This is a genomic window from Martelella mediterranea (assembly GCF_021021415.1).
Taxonomy (GTDB): Bacteria; Pseudomonadota; Alphaproteobacteria; order Rhizobiales; family Rhizobiaceae; genus Martelella; species Martelella mediterranea_C.
In genome coordinates, this window is record NZ_JAINWJ010000004.1 from 109,504 (window position 1) to 126,213 (window position 16,710).

A 16,710-nucleotide genomic window follows, 5' to 3' on the forward strand; every position below is an offset into this window, starting at 1 on the left:
GGATGTCCTCTCGAACTGTTTCAATCGATCGTGTGACCAAACGTCTGAAACGGCTTTTTGTTCGCGGCTCAAACCTGCGTCGGTCTCGCCCGACTGGCGCCCTTCAGGTTTAAATCGAGAGTTCCAGGCACAAAAAAACGCCGCGCGGCTTGCACGGCGTTCGTCCGATATCACCGGTAAACGACCCTTATTAAGGTTTGCTTTCCCGTTCATTCAGCGCCTGCTGCAGCTTCATGGCAAGCTCGAGCAACCGGTCGGGTATCGGCTCCTGCTTGATCTGGGAGAGGAGCTCAGAGGTCTTGCTATCCAGAAACGCGTCGGAATGGTCTGCCGAGACGAGGTCCTTGTCATTGTCTTTCGTCATCTTATCGCCTTACTTTTCCCGGGCATGTTCTTTGGTTGTCGTGTGACACTACGCTTCCGGAGCACCGGTGGATTTAAACTGTTTCGCACGATCGGTTGGCAGAAGCAAATCTGCACGCGCGGGATTGTCCCTTCGTTTTCCGCCCGGCGGAACCCCTCGGATGGCGATGTCATCGGGCATAAGTCCGGGCGGCTGGTCATATATCCGTCAGCGCTCGGATGCTCTGGTCGCATGTGACGCCCGTTCACATTTCCGTGGGCACCAGTGTCTCTTCGGTCTGTCCCGTCATGGACGCCCAACCCGCTCCGCCTACGCTTGTTCCAGCAAAATTGACCGGAACAAAATCCGCCCGAACCGGTTTGGCGTTGGTTGGAAAACACGAGGACACACCATGACCGATAAACCATCCGGCGCCCCTCCGGGCACGAGCGATGAGCGGCCGCGCTGGGAAGGCCCCGAAGAAAGCCGGCCGAGCGCGTACAAGCCCGCCAAGGACGACCCCGGCAAGGATCGCGATGCCATGCGGGAAAATCTCGATCATCCCCGCAAGCGCGACCTTTCCGATGCCATGAAAACAAGACGTGACGATAGAGACCGGCCCTCCGAAGGTCCGGCTGAAGACAAATAAAGGAGGAGACCACGATGGGACATTTCGCAAGGTGGGTTGCGCCGGTATATCTCGGCTTCGGCGAAGACGGCCCGCTTGCCGTCAAAGGACCGTCCCAGGCCCGCAACCTGCTCGCGGAAAACTGGCCGCACCGGCGCGGGCGGCACTACCAAGCGGCCGTGAACTGCTGCGACCGCGCCGTCGCACAGCCGGGATGGCTGGAAATGTCGAGAGAGGCCTTCATCGCCGCCGCGCTGGAGGCCGGGCTTTTCAGCGGTCATTCCGGGCATGCCCGCAATTTCGTGCCGGGCGCGACCGATCCCGGACCGGGTCACCGCCCGATGCTGTAGATTGCTTGTTCTGGCGCGGCGGGTGAACGACCAGCTCTTTGCCCGACGCTCCGGAAATTCTTGCGGCCGACCGGCAAAGACAGTCGCTCCGGCACGCGACGCCTCTCACCGTCTTCGCACATTCTCAACGATAAAGCCGCTTGCGGGACCGGTCGGCACTGTCCCCAGCGGAACATCCAGTTCCTGCTCCGGCACATCGAAGGCCATATGGTATGTCAGCAGCCGCACGGCCTCGGCAATCAGCGCGACCGTCGCTTTCTCGCCGGGGCAGCGGTGCGACTGCGCCGTTTCGCCTCCGCCCTGCGGAACAAAGCGTTTCCTGTCCTTCTGCCAGGAAAGGTCCCGCTCGGGACGGAACGCGTCCGGTTCCGTGAACCAGCGCGGATCGTGGCAGGTTCCGTAGAGATCGAACAACAGCCACTGACCTTTCTGCAGGCGGTAACCATAGCACGCGGCGTCACGCGTCAGTATGCCGCCGACGAAGGGGAAGAATGGCGCATAGCGGCGCACCTCCTCGGTAAACTGGACGAGGCCCTCTCGACTGCCATCGGCGAAACGCTCGCGCCAGGCGGGCTTTTGGTGCAGCATCAGCGCGGCAAAGGTAATATAGCGGCCAACCGCCACGATCGGCCTCAACAGGTTCAGCACTTCGACCGCCGCAACGGAGGCAGGAAGCGGACGGCCGTCGGCATCGCGATAGCCGGTGATCTCCGCGATCGGCGCGCCTTCGCGGACCTTGCGGCCGCCGGAACGGACCGCCCTTATCTCTGCCTGCAAGCGCCTTTCCATCCGGCGGCGGCGCAGAAGGGCGGTGACCGTTGCCGGACGGAAGCGGCCTGCGTTTTCCACCATGCCCGCAAGCACGGGTGCATCACGCTCGACCGATTGCTGGTTCGCCGGCAGACCGGCCCATGACAGGGCCGCTTCGGCGAGCGTTGTTTCGGCGGCGGCGGCGAGCGATATCCGCCCTCGCCTTTCCCATGCCGCAAGCCTGCGCAGCCAGGCGTCCTCGAAACGGGTCACCAGATCGTCGACGTTCGATGGATGACTGACCAGCATGCGCACGAACATCGCCTTGCGATGGCGGTGCGCCTCTCCGTCGAGTTGCTGGACGCTGTGCTTGTCCTGCAGCAGGCGCAGCGTCGTGCCGGGCATCGCGCCGCGCCGGGTCACCGTATCGCCGGTATAGAACAGTTCGACGGCTTCGGGACCGGAAACACAGACGACATCGCGCAGCATCAGCCGCGTGCGCCAGATCGGCGGAGTGCGCGTCGCAAGACGGCGCGGCAGGAAGAGATAGCCCTCGCGCAGCAGCGCAAGGGTCGTGTCTTCAAAGACGGTCGGCTTTTCAAGCGTGTTCATTCCAGCTTGCCCCATCGCGGATCCCATTCGGCGTCTTCCTCGAGCTTCACCATGATCGGTCCGCCGGTGTCGTTCCGGTTCTCGGCGAGCCGGATCGCCTCTGGCATCGACATCTCCTCGGTCGGATAAAAGGGCGTGTCCTCATTGTCGAAATCGATGGTATCGACAAAGCCGATGGCACGGTCGCCGCGCTGGACGACCCTGAGAAGAACAGTATCGGGCGTCGCGGCTTCCTTTGAATAGTAACGGAAGGTCAGGGTCATCTGTTTCCTTTCTCTCAACGGACGTGCCGCAGAACCGGGCTGGCCGAATGTTGTTCCAGGAATTTTGCAGGGCGGATAATGGCAGAACATGGTCGGAGGCGGGTGAGATGGTTTGGCGGCGCTTGCCGCCGTTTCACTCCGAGGGCCGTTTTTTCTCCGTGCGACTATCGCCGGTTTGGACGAAAAAGAGAGGAACCGCGGCCCCGCCGGCTTCGTTATGTTCAAAGGGACCAAATCAAGACGGAGCCCATGATGAATCAACAAGAGGTGAGACTGAGGAGCCGGCAACGTCAGGAGATTGTGGACCTCATCCCGGCGCTCCGGGCGTTCGCCCGAACATTCTGCCGCAATCCCAATGACGCCGACGACCTGGTTCAGGAGACGATGCTTAAGGGTATCGCCAACCTCGACAAGTTCACGCCGGGAACGAGGTTGAAATCCTGGTTGTTCACGATCATGCGCAATACCTTCTACACCCAGATCAAGGTGAGGAACCGCGAGGCGCCCGGGGAGGAAGATTGCGTCGCCAGTCTGCCGCAGAATGACGCGACTCAGGACTGGTCGGTCAGGGGGCAGGAACTGCTGGACGCGCTGTCGCGCATTCCCCCGCATTACCGCGAAATGTTCGTTCTGGTGATGGTGCTCGGCGAGAGCTATATCGACGCCGCGGAGATTTGCGACTGCGCGATCGGAACCGTGAAAAGCCGGGTAAACCGCGCGCGTCAACTGCTGCTCGAAGAACTTGGCGAGGTGCAGTAGCCAGTTTTCCTGAGGCTGGATTCAACCACGCTGTCGCGGAACATTCAGCCGGTCTCCCTGTTGGGGCGCTACCTCGATCCTGAGGAAACAGGGAGTAGAAAATGACTTATGATCGATTCAGACGCATGCGTGATCGTGAACGGGAAATGCCGTCGCGGCCGTGGCGCGGACGACCGGCGCCCGAAGACTGGCAGACAGATGATCTCGGTTACACCGATCATCGCGGTCGCCCGAGCAATCCGCGCTACGAGGAAGACCGCTACTATTCCGATTATGACGAATTCGGCTATCCGGCTTTTCCCGGTCTCTACCCGCCGGCCCGGGCCCGCCCCCGCCGGCCATGGGACGAGTCCCGCGGGCGCGGGCGTGACGATCGCGATTTCTGGGACAAGGCCACGGACGAGGTTCAGTCGTGGTTCGGCGACGATGATGCCGAGCGCCGCCGCAAGGCCGATCATCGCGGCAAGGGGCCGCGCGGCTACAAGCGGTCCGATGAACGCATCAACGAGGACGTTCACGACCGCCTGACCGACGAGCCGACGCTGGATGCCAGCGACATCTCGGTCTCGGTCGACAATGGCGAGGTTACGCTCGACGGCTATGTGATCGGCCGGTGGCAGAAACGCCGCGCGGAAGACTGCGTTGACAGCGTTTCCGGCGTTACCCATGTGCAGAACAATCTGAGGGTCAGAACCGAGGGAAGCTTCGATTCCCCGGCCTCTCAGATGAACAACAACGAGTGACCATGTTGGGCAGGCGGCGGGACATGCCGACTGCACGATCATTTCCGCAGCCTGACATTGCGCCGCGCACGAAGAATGCCCGCCGCTCGCAAGCGACGGGCTAAGAAGTGGTGCACCACTCTCCGCGACAGTGCTCTAGGCGGCCTTCTTTTCCGCCTCGGCATTGGCTGCCGTTTCGGCGATCTCGGTGAGCTTGCTGTCGGCATTGCTCTCTTCAGAAAGCGTCTGTTCCAGCAGCGCCCGCACATCGTCATGGCCAAGGCGCTTGGCCCAAGTCCTGAGCGTGCCGTAGCGGGCGATTTCGTAATGTTCGACCGCCTGGGCCGCCGCGACCAGACCGGCGTCCAGAGCCGCGGTTCCCTTGAACAGCTGGATCACCTCATCGCCTTCATCGAGAATGCCGTTGATCGCGTCGCAGGTGCGCCCGCGCGCCGGCTTCCCGAGAATTTCGAAAATGTCCTCAAGGCGGCTGATGTGGTCCTCGGTCTCCTCGCGGTGGTGGTCGAAGGCCTGTTTCAGCTTGTCCTCGTTGGCGGCATGGGCCATGCGCGGCAGGGCTTTCACGATTTTCCGCTCGGCGTAGTAGATGTCGCGAAGCGTTTCGTAGAACAGGTCGTTGAGTGTCTTCTCAGCCATGGATGTTTCTCCCTTATTGGCATGTTGACCCGCCCCTAACCGGGCGTCCGGGCAAATGTTCCTGGCGGTGAGCGCAAATCAGTTCTTTCCTGTCTGGCCTTTGGGAAGCGTGGTGGTGATGCTGGCGGAAACGGGATCGCTGGCCGGGAAACTGTCTTCCAGCCCCTCCTCGAGTTCGCTTTCCAGCCTTGCATCGTCTTTACGGGTAGCAAGGCTGTCGGCAAGTCCGTTGATCACGGACAGGGCGGAACTCTCGGGGTGTTCAACCGGTTGCGGGAAGGTGACCGTGACGGTGGCGTCGTTCGCCGTTCTGAATACCACCGTGCGGTGATCCGGCGTTGCGTGGATAGCCTGCGATGTCATGACTTCGACCTCCGTTCAACACGTCTCCCAAATCGCGTCGGCAACGATTTTGTTCCATGAAATCCGCGAAAGCCGGACCGGGACTATCGGGGAGCGATGGCCATGATCGGCGTGCTGACGACGGCCAGAAGCTCAGTTGAGAATGGTACGGCCTTCAACGAGACGCAGATCCTCAAGCGTCGAGAGCAACCATTCAAGCCGGGACATGCCGGCAGGTCTTTCGTCAACATGGGCGATTGCGTATTCGAAGGTCCGCTCCACAAGCCTGTCGGCCGCGGCATCATCGGCGACAAGCAGTCGGGCCGCGAGCCTCAGGCTCGGCATCAGCGTTATCACGTCTTCGCCGTCGCTCTCGGCGACGACTGACGCAGATCGGTCATAGGTCGCGATTAGTGAGGCGATGACTTCGCGAATGCCGTTCGGCTTCGGCAGTGTATTGATGAAGCGAAAACGATCGGGAATGATGATTTCCGCACATCCGGAGAAGAAGACGAAAGGCGTGTGGTTCTGGTAAAGAATATCGGCCAGCGGAAATACCGGCGTGCCGTCGAGATCGATATCCAGGACGGCGGCGTCGGCCCGGCCGAGATGCGGAATGGCCTGGGAAATCGAAGCGACGGGCCCCAGCACTTGGGCGCCGATCTTTTCGAAGGTGCGGGCAAGGTTTCGGGCGATCAGATATTCGTCCTCGACGATCAGGATCCGTGATCCGCGCAGCCTCTCCAGGTTCCCCTGTACGCTGTTTTCGTCCGGATCCTGTAATCCGCTGGAAGGGGTTTCCGGTAAGAGTTGCATCTGAAAACTCCAATTCTGTGAACATGTCAGTATGCACGACGCAAGGCCTCGACCCCGAATAACGGGTGACCAGCGCATTCGCGACTGAGCTTTCCTGAAAAGCGGGTATCACGCTGGAGTGGCCGGCTTGCTGAACAGCACGCGCGGAAACGGTCGCTGTTTTCTTGGATGCATGCTCGCGGCTTTCGCAAGTGCTTGTCCGGCAGTGATAGACGTTGCAACCTTGGCCAGGAGCATAGGCGCTTCATCCCGCAAATGATACCCCTACATGCAAGATCGGCCCGGAAGCCCTATTCCTCGGCGGCATTCAGCTTGTCGAAGGGAATGCTGATCGTCGCGATCAGCCCGGAAGCCGCGTACTCGGTTTGGAAACTGCCGCCGAGGCGGTACGAGATCTCGCCCTTGATGAGGCTGCTGCCGAAGCCGCTGCCATCGGGCGCCTCGATCGGCATCTCGCATTTTTCCTGCCAGTTCATCTGGAAATGGCCGTCGCTGACGAGCCAGGTGACCTCCACCTTGCCGCCGCTGGTGCTGAGCGCGCCATATTTGGCGGCATTGGTCGCCAGCTCATGGACCACCATGCCGAGCGCCAGGCTGCTTTCCGGTGCGACCTTCAGCTCCGGCCCGTCAAGGGTGATGCGCGGGAGGCTGAAGGGTTCAAGGCCAGCGGTCAGGATTTGGCGGATCGAGGTCTGGCGCCACTGCTCGCGCGACAGCAGCACATAGGCGCGCGACATCGCGTTGAGCCGCCCGACCAGCGCGCCGTGGTACTGCTCCACGGATGATGAGGAATCGAGCATCTGGTCGGCCACCGCGGCGACCACGGCCAGCATGTTCTTGACCCGGTGATTGAGCTCGGAGATCAGAACCTTCTGATGCTCTTCCGCTTCCTTGAGGTTGGTGATGTCGGTGAGCGTGAACACCGCGCCGTCGGTTTTGCCGTCGGCGGTGCGGTAGGGCAGGATGCGCGCCATATAGGTCCGTGAGCCGCCCTCCTGCTGGATATGTTTTTCCAGTCCGGTGTCCGTGTTGAGAACGGTTTCGAGGTCCTCTGCCAGATCGGGATAATCAAGTGTGCTCGAGAGTTCGGTCAGGGGGCGACCGACGTCATGGCTTCGGAGGTTGAAGTGGCCGCTCGCCGCCGGGGTGAAGTTGCGCAGGACAAGCTTTCGGTCAAGGAAGATCGTCGCGATCTCGGTGCTGGCGAACAGGTGTTTCAGGTCATTGTTGACCCGGCCGAGCTCCTCGATCTTGGAGTTGAGCTCCGCATTGATCGTGCCCAGTTCCTCGTTGAGCGACTGCATTTCCTCCTTGGAGGCTTCGAGCTCCTCGTTGGTCGATTGCGCCTCCTCGTTCACCGACATCAGTTCTTCGTAGGAGGATTTCAGTTCCTCAAGTGCGGTTTCGTATTCCTCGATGGTCGAGTGCATGCGCTCGCGTGTTTCCTGGAGTTCTCGTTCCAGGCTCGCGATCGCGTCGGCGCCGGGCGGCGGCGTTTGCCGGTCGGCGGGTTCGGGCTTCGCGCCGGTCTTCTCGAAGAGGACGAGATAGAGCGGATTGGCGTCGTCCTTTCCGTGCCGCAGAGGCTCGACGGTGATGCGCACCAGTTGCGTGCGTTCGCCGGCCTGCTCAAACGCGATGTTGTCGTGAACCACCCTCTCGCCGCGTGTCACCGCCTCGGCGAAGGCGGATCGCAATTCAAGCCGCAGACCGTATTTCGCCATCGCCAGCAACTGACGGTTGGGCAGGCCCTGCTGGGCTTCGAGAAACTGGCCGGTGCGCGCGGAATAATAGACGATGTCGCCGTCCTTGTCGGTCACCACATGGGGCGGCGAGAAGTGTTCGAGCACCTGCTTTTCGACATTCGTTGTCAGCGCGAAACTCGATGAGCGCTGACCTTCGTTGCGCCCGCCGCCATTGCGCGTCACGGCGGGCCCGTCCCCGAAGAAATGGCGCAGATGGCTGGTCGGGTTGGCGTAGGGGCTTGCCTGATAGATGCGGTTGCGCTTGTCGACCGGCGTGAACAGATCGGTGTGGCGGCCGATGCTTTCCGATGTGCCAAGGAACAGATAGCCGGTGGGCTTGAGCGCGTAATGGAAGGTCGGGATCACCCGGTTCTGGAGTTCGGGGCCGAAATAGATCAGCAGGTTGCGGCAGGACACAAGCTCCATGCGGGAATAGGGCGGATCCTGAATGACGCTGTGCGGCGAGAAGATGCAGAGCTCGCGGATATCGCTCTTGACCACATAGGCAGCGCCTTCGCGGGTGAAGAACCGGCGTCGCCGTTCCGCCGACACGCCTTCCAGCAGGATGTCCGGATAGCGGCCGGCCCGCGCCACCGTGAGCGCGTCCTCGTCGATGTCGGTCGCGAAGATCTGGACGCGGGGCTTTGGCCCGTCATGCGCGTTGAGATATTCCCGCACCAGAATGGCGATCGAATAGACCTCCTCGCCGGTGGCGCAACCGGGCACCCAGATGCGGACGCTGTCGGTTGCCCGCTTGTTCTTGAAGATCCGCGGCAGGATGTCGCCGGCAAGGATTTCAAACGCCCTGGCATCACGGAAGAAGCTTGTGACATTGATCAGCAGGTCGCGATAGAAGGCGTCGACCTCTGCCTCGTCCTTCTCGAACAGGTCGAGATAGTCCTCGATGCGTTCGATGTTCTTCAACTGCATGCGGCGGCGGACCCGGCGCAGGAAGGTCTTGGTCTTGTAGCCGGAAAAATCGTGTCCGGTATGGTCCTTCAGCACCGCGCATATAGACAGGCGGGCGGCATCGAGAATGCGGTCGACGTGGTCGTCGTCACGTTCCAGATCGGCGAGCAGGAGGAAGCCGCGGGCGTAGTCGGTAAGCCGCTGGCCCATGCGCTCGGCATCTTCCGTGATGTCGATCACGCTCTCGCGCAGCGCATTGTGGAAGAAACCGGATTCCGCGGAGGCCGTGTCGCTCGCCTGGGCGAGCGTGAGGCCGCCCTGTTCCTTGATCGCCTTGGCGCCGAGCATGCCATCCGGGATCGCTAGGATGACCGCGGCGGCATGATCGCCCTGGTCCCTGGCGAGCGCGCTCAGCAGCGTATCGGCTGGACGCAGGTCGGAGGTTTCCGAAGGCGGTGGAAGATAAAACGCGCCGTTTTTTATGGAAAGCGCGCCGTCCTCGGCGGTGAGATAGACCGTGCGCTTTTCCAGCCGCTGGCCGTCCGCCGCGTTCATCACCCGCATCGGGGTCATATCGCCAAGGGTCGCGGCAAGGTCCCCGGCGTCCCCGTGGCCGCCGACCACGAGCACAAAGGTCATGTCGTGGTCAGAAGGCAATCCCCGGAGGAAGCGCTCTACTGCGCCAATGTTGCGGGCCGAGGCGCTCACGCCGACAGTCAGGAAGGTTCTGGGCGTGAGCGTCATGCGGGTTCCTGTCGTGCATCGTGATGAACAAACCGGGGATTCGTCCGGGTCATGCACCGTTCATAGCGTGCGCGCCGTAATCGTGCAAAAAGGTTCAGGCCTGACAATCACATCTTCTCCTTGATGCCGCTCGACAGCAGCCACCAGTTGACCGGATAGGCGGTCGCGAACCCCGCCCACATGGCGATCTGCATCATGAACCAGAATTCGACCGTCGCGACCTCCAGCCTGATGCCGAGAAGGTGGCGGAACAGGAAGAACTGGGCGAAGGCCATGAAGCCATACATGCCGATCTGCCAGGCCGTCAGCGACAGGAAATCAGCCTTGATCGCCTGGAGGATGCTTTGCCCCACAGACAGGCCGCGCATCGGCTTGATCGTGAAATACTGGAAGACGACGCCGAGCGAGAAGGCGAAGATATAGTCCAGCACCCAGACGGCGAACATCTTTTCCGCAAAGATCGTCTGCCAGCCGAACCATACGGCCACCGCCGGTACGAAGAAGGCCAGCCATTCGGCGATCAGGTCGCCCAGCGCGCAACCGCTGCCGCAATGGGCCGCACCCTTGCCGACCATGACGGCAAACGGCGTCTCGGTCTGGCTCGGCGGCTTGCGGTCCTGCTGCATCGCTTCGTGGTGCGCTTCCGCTGTCGCGAGCCGGCCATAGCGGAAATAGGCCCAGAGCGCGGCCATCGAGCCGAAAAGCGCCACCAGCGGCCAGACGAGGTTCATGATCCACATGTGCTGCGGATGCCGTTTCACGTCGAGCGCGATGACGAAGGCACAGGCAAGCGCGACGATTAGCGAAAGAATGGAGAGAACATGGATCCAGACAGGCATACCTTCGGTTCCTTTCTGTGTTCGCGGGCCGAGACGTTTTCGGTTAAAGCTGTTCACCCTGTTAATAGCTCGCAGGCCTTATTGTTTCGTGCGGCCGCTTCCGTTCACACCGCGCCCCGCGACAGATAATCGACGAATGTCAGCAGCAGCAGCGCCGCGAGCCAGAACAGGGCGCCCGTGCCGAACAGGCGGACCATCGGCGTTTCGTGCCGCATGCCCATGAAGAACCAGAGGACCAGGCCCGCCTTCATCGACGCGATGATCAGGCCCGCGAACAGGCTGACGGGGCCGGTGAACACATGGCTTGCCAGCACCGTGAGGCCCAGCAGGAGGGCGAGGAGCAGCCAGATGACGGAGGTCTGCAGATATTGGCGCATAACGATCACCGCGCGAGATAGAGGACGGGAAACAGGAAGATCCAGATGATGTCGACGAGGTGCCAGTAGGTCGCCGCCGTCTCTGTGGCCGTGGCGCCCGCCGGAAGCTTCAGCCGGCGCGACCGGACCAACCAGGCGAAGAGGCCGAGCACCGCGACCCCGATGGTCAGATGCAGCGCGTGGAGCGAGGTCGCGACGAGGTAGATGTTCATGAACAGGTGCTCGCCGGGCGAGGCGAAATCCGTATGGAGGCCGGGCAGGGGCAGCAGGCCCTCCTGATATTCGCTCCAGTATTCATAGGCCTTCAGGCCGAGGAAGGCGACGCCGAGCACGGCCGCAAGCGCGAGGCAGAGCGAGACCGGCCTCGTTTGGCCGGCGCGCGCCGCCTTCACCGCGATTGCCACCAGAGCGCTCGATGTCAGCAGGATCATCGTGTTGGCGCCGCCGATCGCCACATGCATCTTCTTCGACGCGGCGATGAATTCTTCCGGGTGCAGGTAATGGGCGACGAAGATCACGGCGAACAGGCCGCCGAACAGCATGATCTCGCTTGCGAGAAACAGGTAGACGCCGAGCATATCGGCCTCGCGCTGCTGCCCCCGCGTGCTGTAGGGCTCCTTCAGGCGCGGCAGGTCTTGGCTCATTTTCTGCCCTCCTTGTCGACCGGGTATTCGTAGGGTCTGCCGGTGACCGTGGGTATTTCGACGAAATTATGCTTCGGCGGCGGCGATGGCACCGTCCATTCAAGGCCCGTCGCCCCCCATGGATTGGCGCTCGCGCGCTTGCCGGCCACGAGCGAATAGCCGAGATAGACGAAGGGCAGCAGGTAGGCGAAGCCGAGCAGCGTCGAGCCGGCGGATGAGAGCACATGCAGCGTCTGGAACTCCGGTGCGTAGACGTGGTAGCGCCGCGGCATGCCGAGGAAGCCGAGGATGAACTGCGGAAAAAAGGTCAGGTTGAAGCCGAAAAAGATCGTGGCGGCGGTGATCCGCCCCCAGGTGAGCGGATACATCCGCCCGAACATCTTCGGCCACCAGAAATGCAGCGCGCCGAAATAGGCCGAGATCGTACCGCCGACCATGATGTAGTGGAAATGGGCGACGACGAAATAGGTATCGTGGACATGCACGTCGATGGAGAGCATTGCCAGCGCGATCCCCGTCAGCCCGCCGACGACGAAGAGCCCGATGAAGGACATCGCGAACAGGAAGGGCGGATCGAGCAGGATATTGCCTTTGTAGAGCGTCGCCGTCCAATTGTAGACCTTGATGCCGGAGGGAACCGCGACGGCGAGGCTCAAGAACGAAAATACCGCGCTCGCATACATAGACTGGCCGGAGACGAACATGTGGTGGCCCCAGACGAAGAAGCCGATGATGGCGATCGCAATCGACGAGCCGGCGACGAAGCTATAGCCGAAGACCGGCTTGCGGGCGGCGGCGGCCACAAGTTCGCTGATGACGCCAAGTGCCGGCAGCACCATGATGTAGACCGCCGGGTGGCTGTAGAACCAGAACAGGTGCTGGAACAGCAGCGGATCGCCGCCGAGCGCCGGATCGAAGATGCCGAGGCCGAACAGCCGCTCTGCCGCAATCAGCAACAGCGTGATAGACAGCACTGGCGTTGCCAGAACCAGAATGATTGAGGTGGCGTAGTGCGACCAGACGAACAGCGGCATCCGCCCCCAGCCCATGCCGGGGGCGCGCAGCTTGTGGATGGTGACGATGAAGTTGAGGCCGGTCAGGATCGACGAAAAGCCGACGATGAACACAGAGGCGGCGACCAGCACGACGTGGCCGTTCGAGAACATCGATGACAGAGGCGTGTAGAACGTCCAGCCGGTATCGACGCCGCCGACCAGCAGCACGATCAGCGTGAACAGGCCGCCCAGCATATAGATATACCAGCTCAGGAGGTTCAGCCGGGGAAAGGCGAGATCGCGCGCGCCGATCATCAGCGGGATCAGGAAATTGCCGAAGACATTGGGGATTGATGGGATCAGGAAGAACCAGACCATGATGACGCCGTGCAGCGTGAAGGCGCGGTTATAGCCCTCATTGGTGAGAAGATCGCCTTCGGGCGTCAACAGGTCGGCGCGCACCAGCCCCGCCGCGGCCCCGCCGATCAGGAAGAAGAACGTCACCGAAACCAGATAGAGGACGGCGATGCGCTTGTGATCGGTCGTCAGCAGCCACGAGCGGATGGTGTGGCCGGCGTTCAGATAGCTTGGCGGGTTGGCGGTCACGGCGTGTCCTCCGGCGTGGCGAGCGACTTGATATAGGCGACGAGCTTCATCACCTCGTCTTCGCTGAGCACGTTCTTGTATGTCGGCATGATCTCGGGATAGCCGGCGGCGATCTGTGATTGCGGCAGCAGAATGCTATCGCGGATATACTGGTCATCGGCCGTCGCCATGCTGCCGTCGGCAAGCGGAACCGGGCGGCCGTAGAGCCCTTCGAGATCGGGCGCCTTCACGGTGGCGGCGGGACTGTGGCAGCCGCTGCAGCCATTATTGCGGAAGAGTTTTTCGCCCTCCGCGGCCAGCGACGCATCGGTGCCGGACTGTTCCAGCCAGGCGGCAAAGGCGGGCTTTTCCATGACGATGAAACGGCCGGTCATCTCCGAATGATCCGCCCCGCAAAATTCCGCGCATGCGAGTGCATAGATGCCGGGCTTGTCGGCCTCGAACCAGAGCGAGGTATAGCGGCCGGGAACGACGTCCTGCTTCAGCCGGAGCGCCGGAATGTAGAGGCTGTGGATCACGTCCTGCGAGGCCATCGAAAGCCGCACGGGCTCGCCGACCGGGACATGCAGTTCATCTATCTCGCGCTGACCGCCGGCATGTTCGAATTTCCACATCCACTGTTTGGCGACGACGTTGATCTCCATCGCATCCGCCGGCGGCTGATGGACGGTGAAGAACATCCGCGTCGACCAGACGAACAAGGCGACGATCAGGATGAAGGGGATCAGCGCCCAGGAGATCTCCATCAGGGTGTTGCGGTTGACCCGGTCACTGCGGTCCGCCTTGCGGCCGGCGCGGTATTTCCAGGCATAATAGGCGATCAGAATGAATACCGGCGCGGAGAGCGCCACGACGAGCGCCGTGAATACCCACATCAAAAGGTCGAGCCGTCCGCTGTAGGCGGAGGCGGATTGTGGCCAGAGCGCGATGAAATCGCTCATTCCGCCGCCTCCTTCCGCTTCCTGCGCTCGCGCATAAGCGCCACCGCGATCAGCCCGCCGCCGGCAAGCGCGGTCAGCCCGCCGCCGATCCTCAGCATGGATTGCACCAGCGAGCCGTAGCGGCCGGTGACGGGGTCATAGTGGTAGCAGAGCAGCAGGATCTGGTCGCCCCAGTCACCGATCCGGCCTTCGCCGGCCTCCGTCAGCGCCAGCTTCATGTCGGTCGGCTGCGGAGTCAGGCCATAGATCCAGCGGCTCAAATGACCGTCGCGGGTCAGGAAGGCGGTCGCGGCGACATGGGCATACTGGCTGATGCGCTCGTCATAGGCATAGCGATAGCCGAGCGCATCGGTGACCGCGCGGATGTTTTCCGTCGTGCCGGTCGTCGCGTGGATGCCGGTCATGTCGATGTCCGGGAAGGATTTTTGCAGCACCGCGAGATCCGCGCGCGCATCCTCCGGCCCTTCATCCGGATCGATGCCGAAGGCGATCATGGTGAAATCCTCGCCCGGCTTGAATTCCTGCGCCCGGACCGCCTGCATGACGCCCGACAGCGTCACGCCGCAGATGTTCGGGCAGTCATGCAGCACCGGGACCAGCACGATCGGCTTTCCGTCGGCAAGTTCGGCGAGCGTCACTGTCTCGCCATCGGCGTTCTGGAAGGGCAGGTCGAGGGGGATTTCGGCGTCCGGCCGCTCGTCGATGCCCGCAAGCCCGAACGGGTCGAAATTGGCGTCGCGCGCGGCGAGTGCGGGGACGGCGAGAAGCGCGAGCAGCGCCGCCAGGACGGGGAGCTTGATCATGGACCACCTCCATTGGTCTCATTCGGCCAGCCTCGGTCGGCGAGGAGATCGATGGCGCGATCGACGGGAATGCGGATGCGGCCGTCCGCGCTCCGGCCGTAGGTTTCTATGAGGCGTCGGTTCCTTGCATTCAGCGCGTCGAGATCGGCCTTGGGGTCGACCTCAAGCCGTGGGCCGGCGACGGGCCTTTCGGCAGTCTGAACGGGCGTCGGCTTACGGTCCGGAACGCTGAAAAGGCCGGTGAGGAAAGCGACAAAGGCCAGCGACACGGCCACGAACACCACCAGAAGGACGCCGGCATAAAGGACCATGCGGACGGGGACGTCACGCTGTTCATACTTGGCGCCGTTATTGTTCTCGTTCATGGCCGGACCTCCCGTGGCGGGCGAAGGCTGGCACTGGCAGCGAGCATCAGGCCCGCGCCGGAAACGAGGGCGACGGCAAGGCCGCCACGGCCGGGAAGCGCAAGCCAGAGGCATTCGACCGCCTTGCCCCCGAGGATGATGGCGGCAAGCGCCACGACCCAGCGTCGCGCTTGCCGGACCGGGGGGAAAAGCAGAAGCGCTGCGGGCACCACGCCGCTTGCCGCCAGCAGATATTCGACATAGCGCCAGGGCCCAGCGCTTCGCGGCGCGAACCATTCGAGCCCGGCGGCGGAATTGACGTTCCAGGACACGAAATACTGGATGTAGGCGAAATAGAGCCAAAACAGCACGGCGAGCAGCAGCAGCGTGCCGGAGAGCGGCGTGCGCGTTGCAGGGGCTGAAAGCACGAGCAGGCAGAGCGCGATATTGACCTGGAGCGACAGCACATAGAGCGCGAATCCGGAGGAAAAATAACCCGGCGCGAGCGGCATCAGCCACAGGCTGACCGCCAGTCCCTGCAGGAGGACGAAGAGTATGAGGGCGATAGCCGCTGCAGCGCGGGAGCGCGTGGCGCACCAGGGCGCGATCAGCAGTGCCAGCAGGAGGCCGATCGTTACCAGCGCGTAGGACCATTCGTTGAGAAACAGAGCGCGGAAGGTGGTGTCACGCTCCATCCCGTGCCAGCCGTAGAGTGTTGGCGAGAACAGAAGCAGCGGCAGAAAGACGACGAAGATCGGAGCAAGCCGGGAGAGGCCCTCTGTCACCCCGGCGAGTTCACGCTGCCAGCGTCCGCCGGTGAGCGCCATGACGAGCAGCAGAAAGACCGCGCCGATCGGGATGGCGCTTGCAAACACGCTGGCTGCGAGCAGGCCGGCGAGGCCCGGTTCCGGCCGGTCGACGATCAGCAGTCCGGCGACTGCCAGAAGCAGGAGGCCGGCAATCAGGCGGATCAACGGCGCGGTTGGTCGGAGGGTCATGGTCGCGCCTCCGCAAGCTTTTGCCGGTCTTCCGCCGATAGCCGCCGCTCCGGCGCATCCTGGCTGAGCTGCAGCGCCTTGACATAGGCCGCGATCGCCCAGCGGTCGCGCGCCGGCACGCGGCCGGCATAGGAATACATCACGCCATAGCCATTTGTGATGACGTCGACGATGTAGCGCGCATCGACATTGCGCAGGCGCTCGGAATGGAAGCTTGGCGGGGCGGGAAAGCCGCGCGACGGGATGCGGCCATTGCCGTAGCCGGCAGGGTCATGGCACGGCACGCAGAAGATTTCGTAGCGCGCCTTCCCGCGCTCCAGCAGCGCGCGGTCCATCAGCGGGCGGGTCTGAAGTGCGGCGGTCTCGGCCGGGGCGCTGCGGGAGACCGTGCCCTCCGGCGGATGCTGGAGCGCCTTGCCATCAGGAAACAGCGAACTTTCCTCATAGTCGTCATAGCGCGGCTGATCATTCATGCCGTCACAAGCGACAAGGGTCAGAAGGCAGGCCAAGAAGGGAAACGCTC

At 62.5% G+C, this 16,710-nt stretch carries 20 protein-coding genes; 4 read left to right on the forward strand and 16 right to left on the reverse strand.

Going from position 1 to position 16,710, the window contains the following annotated elements; all coding sequences use genetic code 11:
- Nucleotides 1-190: 190 nt before the first annotated feature.
- Nucleotides 191-364 (reverse strand): hypothetical protein, encoded by a 174-nt coding sequence (locus K7H91_RS02275; protein WP_230718561.1) that lies wholly within the window; start codon nt 362-364, stop codon nt 191-193.
- A 391-nt stretch (nt 365-755) separates the two neighbouring features.
- On the opposite strand from K7H91_RS02275, the gene K7H91_RS02280 reads away from it, so the two are divergent.
- Both K7H91_RS02280 and K7H91_RS02285 read left to right on the forward strand, forming a co-directional pair.
- A complete protein-coding gene (locus tag K7H91_RS02280; protein ID WP_230718562.1) occupies nt 756-992 on the forward strand; it encodes a hypothetical protein in 237 nt (78 codons plus the stop codon).
- A gap of 14 nt (nt 993-1,006) precedes the next feature.
- Nucleotides 1,007-1,321: a DUF982 domain-containing protein gene (locus K7H91_RS02285; RefSeq protein ID WP_230718563.1), complete on the forward strand. Its 315-nt coding sequence runs from the start codon at nt 1,007-1,009 to the stop codon at nt 1,319-1,321.
- 105 nt (nt 1,322-1,426) lie between these two features.
- On the opposite strand, the gene K7H91_RS02290 is transcribed toward K7H91_RS02285, so the two are convergent.
- Both K7H91_RS02290 and K7H91_RS02295 read right to left on the reverse strand, forming a co-directional pair.
- Nucleotides 1,427-2,683 carry a cytochrome P450 gene (locus tag K7H91_RS02290; protein WP_230718564.1) on the reverse strand — a complete coding sequence of 419 codons (1,257 nt, stop codon included), beginning with the start codon at nt 2,681-2,683 and terminating at the stop codon, nt 1,427-1,429.
- Nucleotides 2,680-2,946, reverse strand: coding sequence for a hypothetical protein (locus K7H91_RS02295; protein WP_230718565.1), 267 nt, complete (start codon nt 2,944-2,946; stop codon nt 2,680-2,682). The genes K7H91_RS02290 and K7H91_RS02295 overlap by 4 nt, the downstream gene beginning before the upstream one ends.
- Nucleotides 2,947-3,195: 249 nt before the next feature.
- On the opposite strand from K7H91_RS02295, the gene K7H91_RS02300 reads away from it, so the two are divergent.
- On the forward strand, nt 3,196-3,705 hold the full coding sequence (locus K7H91_RS02300; protein WP_419197434.1) for a sigma-70 family RNA polymerase sigma factor: 510 nt from the start codon (nt 3,196-3,198) through the stop codon (nt 3,703-3,705).
- 101 nt (nt 3,706-3,806) lie between these two features.
- On the forward strand, nt 3,807-4,448 hold the full coding sequence (locus tag K7H91_RS02305; protein WP_230718567.1) for a BON domain-containing protein: 642 nt from the start codon (nt 3,807-3,809) through the stop codon (nt 4,446-4,448).
- Between the two features lie 135 nt (nt 4,449-4,583).
- On the opposite strand, the gene K7H91_RS02310 is transcribed toward K7H91_RS02305, so the two are convergent.
- The 13 genes from K7H91_RS02310 to K7H91_RS02370 all read right to left on the reverse strand — a co-directional run bounded on the left by K7H91_RS02310 (nt 4,584) and on the right by K7H91_RS02370 (nt 16,660).
- The gene (locus tag K7H91_RS02310) at nt 4,584-5,084 is read right to left on the reverse strand and encodes a ferritin-like domain-containing protein (RefSeq protein WP_230718568.1); all 501 of its coding nucleotides are present in this window, start codon (nt 5,082-5,084) and stop codon (nt 4,584-4,586) included.
- Nucleotides 5,085-5,162: 78 nt separating this feature from the next.
- Nucleotides 5,163-5,447, reverse strand: a complete 285-nt coding sequence (locus tag K7H91_RS02315) for a hypothetical protein (RefSeq protein WP_230718784.1) — start codon at nt 5,445-5,447, stop codon at nt 5,163-5,165.
- Nucleotides 5,448-5,579: 132 nt separating this feature from the next.
- Nucleotides 5,580-6,242: a response regulator gene (locus K7H91_RS02320; protein WP_230718570.1), complete on the reverse strand. Its 663-nt coding sequence runs from the start codon at nt 6,240-6,242 to the stop codon at nt 5,580-5,582.
- Nucleotides 6,243-6,532: 290 nt separating this feature from the next.
- Nucleotides 6,533-9,640, reverse strand: coding sequence for a CheR family methyltransferase (locus K7H91_RS02325; RefSeq protein ID WP_230718572.1), 3,108 nt, complete (start codon nt 9,638-9,640; stop codon nt 6,533-6,535).
- Nucleotides 9,641-9,747: 107 nt separating this feature from the next.
- Nucleotides 9,748-10,479, reverse strand: a complete 732-nt coding sequence (locus K7H91_RS02330; protein WP_230718573.1) for a DUF4396 domain-containing protein — start codon at nt 10,477-10,479, stop codon at nt 9,748-9,750.
- A 104-nt stretch (nt 10,480-10,583) separates the two neighbouring features.
- Nucleotides 10,584-10,856: a cytochrome C oxidase subunit IV family protein gene (locus K7H91_RS02335; protein WP_018066881.1), complete on the reverse strand. Its 273-nt coding sequence runs from the start codon at nt 10,854-10,856 to the stop codon at nt 10,584-10,586.
- Between the two features lie 5 nt (nt 10,857-10,861).
- Nucleotides 10,862-11,500 (reverse strand): cytochrome c oxidase subunit 3, encoded by a 639-nt coding sequence (locus K7H91_RS02340; RefSeq protein WP_230718574.1) that lies wholly within the window; start codon nt 11,498-11,500, stop codon nt 10,862-10,864.
- Nucleotides 11,497-13,101 carry a cytochrome c oxidase subunit I gene (locus K7H91_RS02345; protein WP_230718576.1) on the reverse strand — a complete coding sequence of 535 codons (1,605 nt, stop codon included), beginning with the start codon at nt 13,099-13,101 and terminating at the stop codon, nt 11,497-11,499. The genes K7H91_RS02340 and K7H91_RS02345 overlap by 4 nt, the downstream gene beginning before the upstream one ends.
- Entirely contained in the window at nt 13,098-14,042 is a 945-nt protein-coding gene (gene coxB / locus K7H91_RS02350; RefSeq protein WP_230718577.1) for a cytochrome c oxidase subunit II, read from the reverse strand. The genes K7H91_RS02345 and coxB overlap by 4 nt, the downstream gene beginning before the upstream one ends.
- Nucleotides 14,039-14,845, reverse strand: a complete 807-nt coding sequence (locus tag K7H91_RS02355) for an SCO family protein (RefSeq protein WP_230718579.1) — start codon at nt 14,843-14,845, stop codon at nt 14,039-14,041. The genes coxB and K7H91_RS02355 overlap by 4 nt, the downstream gene beginning before the upstream one ends.
- On the reverse strand, nt 14,842-15,210 hold the full coding sequence (locus K7H91_RS02360; protein WP_230718580.1) for a hypothetical protein: 369 nt from the start codon (nt 15,208-15,210) through the stop codon (nt 14,842-14,844). Before K7H91_RS02360 ends, K7H91_RS02355 begins: the two co-directional genes overlap by 4 nt.
- Complete coding sequence (locus K7H91_RS02365) at nt 15,207-16,187, reverse strand: hypothetical protein (protein ID WP_230718581.1); 981 nt, start codon at nt 16,185-16,187, stop codon at nt 15,207-15,209. The genes K7H91_RS02360 and K7H91_RS02365 overlap by 4 nt, the downstream gene beginning before the upstream one ends.
- Nucleotides 16,184-16,660 carry a c-type cytochrome gene (locus tag K7H91_RS02370; RefSeq protein WP_269065917.1) on the reverse strand — a complete coding sequence of 159 codons (477 nt, stop codon included), beginning with the start codon at nt 16,658-16,660 and terminating at the stop codon, nt 16,184-16,186. The genes K7H91_RS02365 and K7H91_RS02370 overlap by 4 nt, the downstream gene beginning before the upstream one ends.
- Nucleotides 16,661-16,710 lie beyond the last annotated feature (50 nt).

What these genes read in the sequence shown, in the direction of transcription:
- K7H91_RS02335 (WP_018066881.1), bottom strand. Translation starts at nt 10,856, where the DNA reads ATGCGCCAATATCTGCAGACCTCCGTCATCTGGCTGCTCCTCGCCCTC.
- coxB (WP_230718577.1), bottom strand. Translation starts at nt 14,042, where the DNA reads ATGAGCGATTTCATCGCGCTCTGGCCACAATCCGCCTCCGCCTACAGC.
- K7H91_RS02290 (WP_230718564.1), bottom strand. Translation starts at nt 2,683, where the DNA reads ATGAACACGCTTGAAAAGCCGACCGTCTTTGAAGACACGACCCTTGCG.
- K7H91_RS02365 (WP_230718581.1), bottom strand. Translation starts at nt 16,187, where the DNA reads ATGACCCTCCGACCAACCGCGCCGTTGATCCGCCTGATTGCCGGCCTC.
- K7H91_RS02300 (WP_419197434.1), top strand. Translation starts at nt 3,196, where the DNA reads ATGATGAATCAACAAGAGGTGAGACTGAGGAGCCGGCAACGTCAGGAG.
- K7H91_RS02320 (WP_230718570.1), bottom strand. Translation starts at nt 6,242, where the DNA reads ATGCAACTCTTACCGGAAACCCCTTCCAGCGGATTACAGGATCCGGAC.
- K7H91_RS02370 (WP_269065917.1), bottom strand. Translation starts at nt 16,660, where the DNA reads ATGAATGATCAGCCGCGCTATGACGACTATGAGGAAAGTTCGCTGTTT.
- K7H91_RS02275 (WP_230718561.1), bottom strand. Translation starts at nt 364, where the DNA reads ATGACGAAAGACAATGACAAGGACCTCGTCTCGGCAGACCATTCCGAC.
- K7H91_RS02340 (WP_230718574.1), bottom strand. Translation starts at nt 11,500, where the DNA reads ATGAGCCAAGACCTGCCGCGCCTGAAGGAGCCCTACAGCACGCGGGGG.
- K7H91_RS02305 (WP_230718567.1), top strand. Translation starts at nt 3,807, where the DNA reads ATGACTTATGATCGATTCAGACGCATGCGTGATCGTGAACGGGAAATG.
- K7H91_RS02280 (WP_230718562.1), top strand. Translation starts at nt 756, where the DNA reads ATGACCGATAAACCATCCGGCGCCCCTCCGGGCACGAGCGATGAGCGG.
- K7H91_RS02325 (WP_230718572.1), bottom strand. Translation starts at nt 9,640, where the DNA reads ATGACGCTCACGCCCAGAACCTTCCTGACTGTCGGCGTGAGCGCCTCG.
- K7H91_RS02360 (WP_230718580.1), bottom strand. Translation starts at nt 15,210, where the DNA reads ATGAACGAGAACAATAACGGCGCCAAGTATGAACAGCGTGACGTCCCC.
- K7H91_RS02285 (WP_230718563.1), top strand. Translation starts at nt 1,007, where the DNA reads ATGGGACATTTCGCAAGGTGGGTTGCGCCGGTATATCTCGGCTTCGGC.
- K7H91_RS02355 (WP_230718579.1), bottom strand. Translation starts at nt 14,845, where the DNA reads ATGATCAAGCTCCCCGTCCTGGCGGCGCTGCTCGCGCTTCTCGCCGTC.
- K7H91_RS02310 (WP_230718568.1), bottom strand. Translation starts at nt 5,084, where the DNA reads ATGGCTGAGAAGACACTCAACGACCTGTTCTACGAAACGCTTCGCGAC.
- K7H91_RS02295 (WP_230718565.1), bottom strand. Translation starts at nt 2,946, where the DNA reads ATGACCCTGACCTTCCGTTACTATTCAAAGGAAGCCGCGACGCCCGAT.
- K7H91_RS02330 (WP_230718573.1), bottom strand. Translation starts at nt 10,479, where the DNA reads ATGCCTGTCTGGATCCATGTTCTCTCCATTCTTTCGCTAATCGTCGCG.
- K7H91_RS02315 (WP_230718784.1), bottom strand. Translation starts at nt 5,447, where the DNA reads ATGACATCGCAGGCTATCCACGCAACGCCGGATCACCGCACGGTGGTA.